9 protein-coding genes and 1 pseudogene are annotated in these 8,775 nt (G+C 74.4%); 4 read left to right on the top strand and 6 right to left on the bottom strand.

Features of this window, described 5'->3' with window-relative positions:
- Positions 1 to 203: 203 nt before the first annotated feature.
- A complete protein-coding gene (locus K353_RS00215; RefSeq protein WP_111551819.1) occupies positions 204 to 422 on the bottom strand; it encodes an MbtH family protein in 219 nt (72 codons plus the stop codon).
- 648 nt (positions 423 to 1,070) lie between these two features.
- Here K353_RS00215 and K353_RS00210 point away from each other — a divergent pair.
- A complete protein-coding gene (locus K353_RS00210; RefSeq protein ID WP_111551483.1) occupies positions 1,071 to 1,925 on the top strand; it encodes a hypothetical protein in 855 nt (284 codons plus the stop codon).
- Between the two features lie 52 nt (positions 1,926 to 1,977).
- On the opposite strand, the gene K353_RS00205 is transcribed toward K353_RS00210, so the two are convergent.
- Complete coding sequence (locus tag K353_RS00205) at positions 1,978 to 2,439, bottom strand: helix-turn-helix domain-containing protein (protein WP_111551482.1); 462 nt, start codon at positions 2,437 to 2,439, stop codon at positions 1,978 to 1,980.
- 96 nt (positions 2,440 to 2,535) lie between these two features.
- Here K353_RS00205 and K353_RS00200 point away from each other — a divergent pair, with 96 nt between their 5' ends.
- Positions 2,536 to 3,399 carry an NAD(P)H-binding protein gene (locus K353_RS00200; protein WP_111551481.1) on the top strand — a complete coding sequence of 288 codons (864 nt, stop codon included), beginning with the start codon at positions 2,536 to 2,538 and terminating at the stop codon, positions 3,397 to 3,399.
- A 292-nt stretch (positions 3,400 to 3,691) separates the two neighbouring features.
- Here K353_RS00200 and K353_RS00195 read toward each other — a convergent pair whose 3' ends face one another.
- On the bottom strand, positions 3,692 to 4,216 hold the full coding sequence (locus tag K353_RS00195) for a MarR family winged helix-turn-helix transcriptional regulator (RefSeq protein WP_111551480.1): 525 nt from the start codon (positions 4,214 to 4,216) through the stop codon (positions 3,692 to 3,694).
- 105 nt (positions 4,217 to 4,321) lie between these two features.
- Here K353_RS00195 and K353_RS00190 point away from each other — a divergent pair, with 105 nt between their 5' ends.
- Positions 4,322 to 5,758 (top strand): DHA2 family efflux MFS transporter permease subunit, encoded by a 1,437-nt coding sequence (locus tag K353_RS00190; RefSeq protein WP_111551479.1) that lies wholly within the window; start codon positions 4,322 to 4,324, stop codon positions 5,756 to 5,758.
- Between the two features lie 236 nt (positions 5,759 to 5,994).
- On the opposite strand, the gene K353_RS00185 is transcribed toward K353_RS00190, so the two are convergent.
- Positions 5,995 to 6,756, bottom strand: coding sequence for an isocitrate lyase/phosphoenolpyruvate mutase family protein (locus tag K353_RS00185; RefSeq protein ID WP_111551478.1), 762 nt, complete (start codon positions 6,754 to 6,756; stop codon positions 5,995 to 5,997).
- 356 nt (positions 6,757 to 7,112) lie between these two features.
- Here K353_RS00185 and K353_RS00180 point away from each other — a divergent pair, with 356 nt between their 5' ends.
- Positions 7,113 to 7,385 (top strand): hypothetical protein, encoded by a 273-nt coding sequence (locus tag K353_RS00180; RefSeq protein WP_111551477.1) that lies wholly within the window; start codon positions 7,113 to 7,115, stop codon positions 7,383 to 7,385.
- Positions 7,386 to 7,515: 130 nt separating this feature from the next.
- On the opposite strand, the gene K353_RS00175 is transcribed toward K353_RS00180, so the two are convergent.
- Together K353_RS00175 and K353_RS37065 are read right to left on the bottom strand one after the other, a co-directional pair.
- Positions 7,516 to 7,833: a hypothetical protein gene (locus K353_RS00175; protein ID WP_111551476.1), complete on the bottom strand. Its 318-nt coding sequence runs from the start codon at positions 7,831 to 7,833 to the stop codon at positions 7,516 to 7,518.
- A gap of 293 nt (positions 7,834 to 8,126) precedes the next feature.
- Positions 8,127 to 8,468, bottom strand: a pseudogene (locus K353_RS37065) (FUSC family protein); the annotation flags it as partial.
- Positions 8,469 to 8,775: the final 307 nt, after the last annotated feature.

The following is an 8,775-nucleotide window of genomic DNA, read 5'->3' as shown; positions in this document are numbered from 1 at the left end:
GACGAATGGGAAGAACTGCGGACACGGTGGAGCGCGCGGTCGGCCGGGGCGCGTCCGCGGGGTGAATTCCCACTGAATGGAGGGATTGCTGCCGGGCCCGTGGAAGGTGCCGCCGGGCCCGGGGCAGAAATCCCATAAATAAGATGATCAGATCAAGATGATCGGATCGGACGGCCGGACCGCTCGGACGGCCGGAACGCTGGTCAGTCGGTGTCGGACTCCATGGCCGCGACCAGGCCGGCCGGGCGCATGTCGGTCCACAGGCGGTCGATCCGCTCCACGCACTCCTCCCGCGACCCCTCGGCGCCCACCTGGTCCCAGCCGCCCGGGACCTCGATGTGCGCGGGCCAGAGCGAGTACTGCGCCTCCGCGTTCACCAGCACGACGAAGCGCCCGGATTCGTCATCGAAAGGATTGCTCACGTTGCCCACCCCTTGTATCGCCTTGTCTCGGTCGCCGTTCCGCGTTTCGAGCGTGCTGCGGTCCGGGGGCGGCGGCACTCCGGTGCGGAACCCCCCGAAAACCGCCCGGCGCACAACCCAGCGCACAACCCAGCGCAGATGTCATGGATGTGATGCGCCGGGGCACGACTGCCCCCGAAAAACATATCTATTCCTATCACGTCATTCGATGTGTCGAGGCCGGTCCCGGTGATCGCCACGTTACCGGTCCGTAATCATTCAAGTGAGCGAATTAGAAAAGGCCCCGGTCATATGCCGAACCGCCCGGACCGGCGCACATGTGGTCGTGACGTGCCCGCTGCACCCCCGCATGTACCGATATGGAACGATCCGTTCCCCTCGGCCTCCGGTGCTCTCCCCGTGATCCCCTGCGCCCTTCCGGCCCGCCCCGTGCTCCCGTGCGCCTGTCGTACGCCCCGGGTCCGCCCGTGTCCCCCGGTGTCCCCCGGTGTCGCCCCGTGTCCCCCGATGGCCCCCGGTTTCCCGGCCGCTTCCCCCGGCGCCACCCCCGAGGCCGTCCGGGCCCCGCCCCCGGGGCGGACCCTCCGGCCGCCGCCCGTCCGGGGCCGCGTAGAGTGACCGCTCCGCCCACCGGGAGAGGACGGCAGCGTGCGTGAGCGTTCCGGAATCCTGTTCGTCACCGACCTCGCGTACCCGGCCCGGGGACGCCGGTACTGCGACGAGGACATCCTCCTGACCGCGCGGCTGCGCGAGGGGTTCGACCTGGCGCTGTGCCACCCGCGCGACGCCGCCGCCCTGATGGACGGCTTCGACGCGGTCGTCATCCGCAACAGCGGGCCGGTGCTGCACTACCGCGAGCAGTTCGACGCCTTCCGCCGCCGGGCCGCCGAACGCGGCACCCGGGTCTACAACCCGCTGACCGGCCGCGGCGACATGGCCGGCAAGGACTACCTGCTCGACCTCACCGCGGCCGGCCACCCGGTCATCCCCACCGTCGACCGCCCCGCCGACCTCCACCTGCTGCCCCCGGTCGAGCGCTACGTGGTCAAGCCCAAGGCCGGCGCCGACTCGATCGGCCTCTCCGTGGTCGACCGCGCCGAACTGACCGACCGCGCCCCCGGCCCGGCCCCCTCCTGGGACGGCATGCTCGTCCAGCCACTGGTCGACTTCCGCTACGAGGTCTCGTTCTACTTCGTCGACGACGCCTTCCAGTACGCCCTGCACGCTCCCGACCCGTCCCGCCGCTGGGAGCTGACGCCCTACCGCCCCACCGCGGACGACCTGGACTTCGCCCGCCGGTTCATCGCCTGGAACACCCTCGACCACGGCATCCAGCGCGTCGACGCCTGCCGCACCGCCACCGGCGAACTCCTCCTGGTCGAACTGGAGGACCTCAACCCCTACCTCTCGCTGGACGTCGTCCCACCACCGCAGCGCGAGGCGTTCGTCACCGCGATGGCCGCCTCACTCCACCACTTCCTGCGCACCACCCCGGGGGAGTGACCACCCCGGACGCGCCCGCCCCGGGCACGGCCGCCGCCGCCCGCCGCTCCGGTCAGACGCCCTTCACCGCGGCGGCCTTCGCCCCTGCGGCTTCAGCTTTGACGCCCTTCCCCTTGCCGTCTCGCGTCGCACGTTCGGCGTGGGACGCTCGGGCCGCCAGGACCTCGGGGGTGCGGGTCTCGGCCCAGCGGGCCAGCGTCCAGACGTGCTGGGCGGCCTCCTCGCCGAGCGGGGTCAGCGAGTAGTCGACCCGCGGCGGGATGACGGGGTACGCCTCCCGGTGGACCAGGCCGTCCTGCTCCAGCGTCTGCAGGGTCTGGGCGAGCATCTTCTCGCTCACTCCGCCCACCGCGCGGCGCAGTTCGCTGAACCGGTGGGTGCCGTCCAGCAGGACGGCCAGCACCAGCACCGCCCAGCGGCTGGTGACGTGCTCCAGGATGCCGCGCGAGGGGCAGCAGACCGAGTTGACGTCCACGGGGATCCCGCCGGTCAGCTCCTTCACCCTGATGTTCATGGAAGTACCTTACCTGAAAGTGGGTACTTCCGAATGGTTAGTGACTTTCCTAGGGTGGGGATCCAAGCGTTGTCCCACCTCAGGAGTTGCATCACCATGAGCATCGTCGTCACCGGCGCCACCGGTCAGCTGGGCCGTCTCGTCATCGACGCCCTGCTGGCCCGCGTCCCGGCCGCCGAGGTCGCCGCCGCCGTCCGCGACGAGGGCCGGGCCGCCGACCTGGCCGCCCGCGGCGTCGAACTGCGGATCGCCGACTACGACCGGCCCGAGACGGTGGCCGCGGCGATCCGCCCCGGCGACACCGTGCTGCTGGTCTCCGGCAGCGAGGTCGGCCGCCGGGTCGCCCAGCACACCGCCGTGATCGAGGCCGCGAAGGCCGCCGGGGCCGCCCGGCTGGTCTACACCGGGGTGCTCGGCGGCCCGGACGCCGACTTCCGGCTCGCGGACGAGCACAAGGCCACCGAGCAGCTGATCCTCGACTCCGGCCTGCCGTACACCTTCCTGCGCAACGGCTGGTACACCGAGAACTACACCGCGCTGATCCCGGTCCAGCTGGAGCACGGCGTGGCCGGCAGCACCGCCGGCGGCCGGATCGGCTCGGCGTCCCGCGCCGACTACGCCGCCGCCGCGGCCGAGGTGCTGACCGGCGAGGGCCACGAGAACCGGGTCTACGAGCTCAGCGGCGACACCGCCTGGACGCTGGAGGAGTACGCCGCCGAACTCTCCCGGCAGAGCGGCCGCCAGGTCGCCCACCACGAGCTGCCGGCCGAGGTCAACCTCGGCGTGCTCACCGGCGCGGGCCTGCCCCCGCAGCTGGCCGAGATCCTGGTCGACGTCGACGTCTCCGGCATCTCCCGCGGCCTGCTGGCCGGCGGCAGCGGCGACCTCTCCCGCCTGATCGGCCGCCCCACCACCCCGCTGTCCGCCACCATCGCCGAGGCCCTCGCCACCACTCGCTGAGCCTCCGGGCCGTCCGCCTGCGTCTCGCCCGGCCGCGTCTCGCCCGGCCGCGTCCCGCCCGGCCCCGGCCGGCTCGGCCCCGGTCCGCTCGGCTCCGGGGCCCCGGGCTCAGTCCGGTTCGTCCTCGTCGCTGCGGCGGCCCGCCCGGGCCGCGGCGAGGAAGACGACCAGGGCCGCCACCGGGCAGGCGAGTCCGAGACCCAGCAGGACGTAGCGCACGACGACCCCCTCCTTCTGTTCACGAACCCTTTCGGCGTGGAGGGCGGTCGACCTGACCCCTGCGGGCGGACTTTCACCCGTGGGTGTCGTGGACGTCGTCGCTGTTGCCGCCGCCGTCACTGCCGTCACTGCCGTCACTGCCGGTGTCGGCGACGGCGGTGCGGATGCGGCCGAGCAGGGTGCGCAGCTGCTCGCGTTCGGCGGCGTCGAGGGCGCCGGTGGCCGCGGCGAGGGCGGCGCGGTCGAGTTCCTCGGCCTCGCGGTGGCGGCGCACGCCCTCCGCGGTGAGGGTCAGCAGGAACGCGCGCCGGTCGGAGGGGTGCCGGACGCGTTCGACCAGGCCGTCGCGTTCGAGGCTGTCGACGATCGTGGTGGTCGTGCGGGGGGCGTTGCCCACGTACTCGGCGAGGTCGCGCATGCGCAGCGGGCCGCCCGCCAGGGCCAGGACGCGCAGGGTCCGCAGCCGGGCCACCGAGGCGCCGTGCTCGCGCAGCCGGCCGTCCACGAAGGTGCGCAACTGCTGGGTGGTGGCGAACAGTTCGTCGATCAGGACGTCGCTGCTGCCGAACCGGTGCCGCGCCTTCGCTTCCGCTGCCATGCCGTGTGCTCCCCATCCTCGTCCGGTTCCGCTGCGGAATCCGGTGCGTTCCCGCCGGGCCCTCGGACTTCATGAGCATACTCATACTGAGTATGCTCAGCTTCTATGAGCACCCGCCTGGGCCAGCGCCGTGTCGTGCCCATCATGGCTGTCCTGACCACCTTCATCTGCATCGTCGACGGGGCGATCACCACCGTCGCCCTCCCCAGCATCGCCCGGCAGTTCGACCTGACCCCGGCCGCCCTCACCGGCGTCGTCGTGATCTACCCCGTCTGCCTGGGCATGATGATCCCCGCCTCCGCCTGGCTGGTGGAACGCCACGGCGGACGCCGCCTGATGCTGCTGTCGCTCTCCGCCTTCACCGCCGCCAGCGCCCTGTGCGGCGCCGCCCCGAACCTGACCGCCCTGGTCGGTGCCCGCGCCCTCCAGGGCCTGGCCGCCGGTCCGCTCATGCCGACCTCGCAGGCCCTGCTCTTCCGCACCTTCAGCCAGGCCGAGCAGGTCAGGCTGTCCCGGCTGATGGTCATCCCGCAGCAGATCGCCCCGGCGATCGCCCCGCTGCTGGGCGGCCTGCTGATCACCGGCCTGTCCTGGCGCTGGGTGTTCTACGTCAACGTGCCCTTCGGCGCCGCGGCGGTCCTGTTCGGCGCGCTCTTCCTGGCCGAGCACCGCGACCACGCCGCCGGCCGCCTCGACCTGCCCGGCCTGCTGCTGTGCGGCGCGGGCACCGCCGCCCTGATGTACGGCGTCTGCGCGGGTCCCGACCTCGGCTGGACCCGGCCGCAGGTGCTCGGCACCCTGGCCGCCGGCGCCGTCCTGCTCGCGGTCGCCGTCCGGCACCAACTCCGCACGCCCGAGCCGATCCTGCGGCTGCGGCTGTTCCGCGACCGGCTGTTCCGCGACACCAACCTGGTCAGCCTGGTCGGCTACGTGCCGATGATGGGCGCCATGTTCCTCGGCCCGATCTTCATCCAGGAGGCCCGCGGCGGCACGGCGCTGGAGAGCGGCAGCACCACCTTCACCGAGGCGTTCGGCGTCCTGGTGACGATGCAGGTGGTCGGCGCGGTCCACCACCGGACCGGACCGCGCCCGATCATCGGCACCGGCCTGCTCGGCGTCGCCGGCGTGATGCTGCTGTTCGCCACCGCCGACGCCGACACCGGCCTGTGGGCCTTCCGCGGCTACATGTTCCTGCTCGGCCTGGCCATGGGCGCGGTCTTCATCCCCACCACCATCGCCTCCTTCAGCACCATCGCCCGCGCCGACGTCGCCCACGCCGCCACCCTCAACACCGTCGTCCGGCAGACCGGCAGCGCCCTGGCCCCCGCCGTCGTCACCTCGGTCCTGGTCCTCGGCGCGAGCGGTTCGCAGCGCGCCCACCCGCCGCTGGCCGCCTACCAGCTCAGCTACGCCGTCCTGGCGGCCGTCGCCCTCGTCGCCGCGCTCTTCGCCTTCACCCTCCCCGCTGGCCCCGGCACCACCCGCCCCACGGACGGCCCCACCGCCCGCACCCGCCCCGGGCCCCGCCAGCAGGTCGGCTGACCGCCCCGCCGCCCGGTCCGGACTCCGAGCCAGGACGGGCCGGGGACGGGCGGGGGGCTGGTCCGGTCAGGGCGTCGGGACGGTACCCAGAGCACGGCCGCGTCGACGCGGATCGCCTCCCCGCGCGGATCGCCCACCGCGGCGAGCACGTCCGCGCGGGCGAGCCGCTCCGCCCGCCCGTCCGACACCGGTACCGCCACCTCATCGGCAGAGACGCGGGGGAGTCGGCCCAGGTGTTAGGACTTCCACGCCCCCAGCATGTCCTTCATGGAGTCCGTCAGCGCGAGCTGGAGCAGCGGGCCGTAGGTGATCCGGCCGACGCCGAGGCGGCGGAAGCGGTCGAGGTCGTGCCGGACGGGGTGGGCGGTGGAGTTGACGGGGACGCCGAGGGCGCCGGTCACCGCCGTGAGCAGGGCGTCGTCGTCCTGGATGCGCACCGGGTAGACGCTGTCGGCACCGGCCCGCTCCAGGGCCAGCAGCCGTTCGACCGCCTCGTCGAGGACGGCGGAGGCGTCCTGCGCGTGCAGGAAGAGGTCGGTGCGCCCGTTGATCCAGACCGGGACCCCCGCGTCGTCGGCCGCCGCGCGCAGCCCGGCGACGTACTCCGCGTGCTCCTCGGTGCTGCGCAGCCGCCCGCCGTCCGAGTGGACGGTGTCCTCGATGTTGAGGCCGACGCCGCCGACCTCGATCAGGCCGGCGATCAGGTCGGCCGGCCGCTGCCCGTACCCGGCCTCCAGGTCCACGGAGACTGGGACGTCGACGGCCGCGATGATCGGCCTGACGGCGGCGAGCACCTCCTCGAAGGTCTGCCCCTCGTGGTCCTCGGCGCCCCGGGACTCGGCGAGCGGATGACTGCCGATCGTCAGCGCGGGAAACCCGGCGCCGGCCGCCGTCCGCGCCGACCACACGTCCCAGACGGTGGGTAGCACGAGCGGCTTGTGGTCGGCGTGCAACTGCTTGAGGCGTCGAGCGCGCTCGACGGTGGTGGGAAGGTCCATGCCCAGGACGCTACCCCCGGACCGGCCGCGCACAACGCCTTGACGGTCACGACATGCACCCGGGCCGGACGGCCAGGCGGGATCGGGATCGGGATCGGGGTCAGGGCTGTCGGCGGAGGCGGCGGCCGGCAGCCGCTCCGGGGCCGTCAGTACCGCGTCCAGGGTGTCGGGGTGGGGGAGGTCGTCCAGCGGCAGGCCGGGCCACAGGTGGTGGTCGCGGGCTGCTGCGTCCGCGAGTCTCCCCGCCGGCGTGGGCAGTCGGCGCAGGTCGGCGGTCAGGGCGGCGGTCAGGTCGGCGGCGCGGAAGCCCGTCGGCGCCCCGCCGCTTGTCGGCCCGGGGTGCCAGGCTGTGCCCCATGGACGAGCACCACGAGCAACTGCTGCGCGGCCGGGTCTACGGCGCCGACCACGAGGACCCCGGCCCGCGCCCCGGCCGCGAGTACCGCGAACTGGTGGGCGGCCCCCTGGACGGCCTCCTCCTGGACGTCACCGGACGGGACCCGGCCGACCTCGAACGCGGGGCCGCCCTCGCCACCGGCCTCAGCCACTACGGCAGCGAAGGCCGCGCGCACTACGCCCCCCGCCCCACCGCCCCGCACCGCTGGGACTGGACGGGCGACACCCCGTAGCGCCCGCGCACGCGGGACCGCCCGGCGCGGCGGGCGCGGGGCGACCCCGTACGGCGGGGGCCCGGCCGCAAGGGGGGGATTGGCCGGGCCCTCGTCCGCCGCACCCGACGCATGCCCCGGCGGGGCGTTCTCATGCGCCCTCCTGTTCCTGCGGGGCTCGACTGGGGCCGTCGAGGAGCGGGAGGACCTGCTGGAAGGGCCGGCGCAGGGCCACCGCGGCGGGGCGGGAGTCGGCGCGGGCGTAGGCGGCGAGGGCGTCGCGGACGGTGGCCGGGGCCGGTCCGGGCCCGCCGGGTTCCAGGAGGCCGGTGATCGCCCGGCCGGTGGCGGCGGTGAGGGCGCGCAGGTGCGGCCGGGCGTCGGTGACGACCGGGGCGAGGTCGTCCCTGGCGGTGAACGCGGCGACCTCCCCGGCCAGGGTCTCCAGGTGCGGCGCGAGGCGGTCCACGGCGGTGACGGCCCGGGCGGTGCGCTCGGCGCTGTCGCGGTGCCGGCGGTGCAGGGGGTTGAAGCGGAGACGGAGCGTGCGGCCTCGCGGGCCCGCGCCGCGTTGTCGTGGACCGCGTCGACGTGGCCGGCGACGGCGGCGACGTTGTCGCGGGCCACCGCGGGATCGGCGCCGAGGGCGGCGGCGGTGCCGGCCAGCGCCCGGGTGAGGTGGGCGGACGAGTCGCGGGCCAGGGCGGTGAGGGCGCGCCGGGGATCGGCGGGCCACAGCAGCGGCGCGAGCAGGACGGTCACGGCCGCCCCCGCCGCGGTCTCCCAGAGGCGGTGGAGGGCGTAGGCGTCGGGGGAGGTGCTGGCGAAGACCAGCAGGGAGGAGGCCGGGACCTGGACGTTCGGCGGGCCGCCGACCCGGAGCAGCATCCCGATGCCCAGGCCCAGGGCGACGACCAGGGTGAGCGCGCCGGTCGAGGGGTGCAGGACGTTCAGGGCGGCGATGCCGATCGCCACCCCCGCCACGACGCCCAGCACCCGCTGCAGCGAGGTGCGCAGGGCGGTCGCCGGGTCGCCGCCCAGGGCCACCAGCGGGACGACGGCCGCGTACACGGGCGGCTGGTCCGCCCCCAGCCAGAGCGCCACCTGCCAGGCGACGGCGACCGTGACCACGATCCGGGCCGCGGCGGGCCCCTGGGACGCCAGGACGCCCCGGACCCGGCCGCCCGCCGGCGCGTGCCGCCGCGCCGCCCCTCGCGCCCGCTCGGACAGCGCCTCGTACGGTCTGCGCACCACCGGTCTCCCCGATCCGGGCCGTGATCGACATGATCAAGCCGTGATCAATGCGATCAACGCGATCAATGCGGTCAACGGGCCCAGCGTGGTCGCCGGAGGGGCCACGGCCACCGATTGCGCCGAATGTGGCATGTCACGCCACGGACCGGCATCCCGC

Origin of the sequence: Kitasatospora sp. SolWspMP-SS2h (assembly GCF_003259315.1) — a bacterium.
Classification (GTDB): Bacteria; Actinomycetota; Actinomycetes; order Streptomycetales; family Streptomycetaceae; genus Kitasatospora; species Kitasatospora fiedleri.
The sequence above is the reverse complement of the archived record's forward strand: the minus strand, read 5'-3'. Positions and strand labels throughout refer to the sequence as shown.

What these genes read in the sequence shown, in the direction of transcription:
- K353_RS00205 (WP_111551482.1), bottom strand. Translation starts at nt 2,439, where the DNA reads ATGAACATCAGGGTGAAGGAGCTGACCGGCGGGATCCCCGTGGACGTC.
- K353_RS00200 (WP_111551481.1), top strand. Translation starts at nt 2,536, where the DNA reads ATGAGCATCGTCGTCACCGGCGCCACCGGTCAGCTGGGCCGTCTCGTC.
- K353_RS00195 (WP_111551480.1), bottom strand. Translation starts at nt 4,216, where the DNA reads ATGGCAGCGGAAGCGAAGGCGCGGCACCGGTTCGGCAGCAGCGACGTC.
- K353_RS00190 (WP_111551479.1), top strand. Translation starts at nt 4,322, where the DNA reads ATGAGCACCCGCCTGGGCCAGCGCCGTGTCGTGCCCATCATGGCTGTC.
- K353_RS00185 (WP_111551478.1), bottom strand. Translation starts at nt 6,756, where the DNA reads ATGGACCTTCCCACCACCGTCGAGCGCGCTCGACGCCTCAAGCAGTTG.
- K353_RS00180 (WP_111551477.1), top strand. Translation starts at nt 7,113, where the DNA reads ATGGACGAGCACCACGAGCAACTGCTGCGCGGCCGGGTCTACGGCGCC.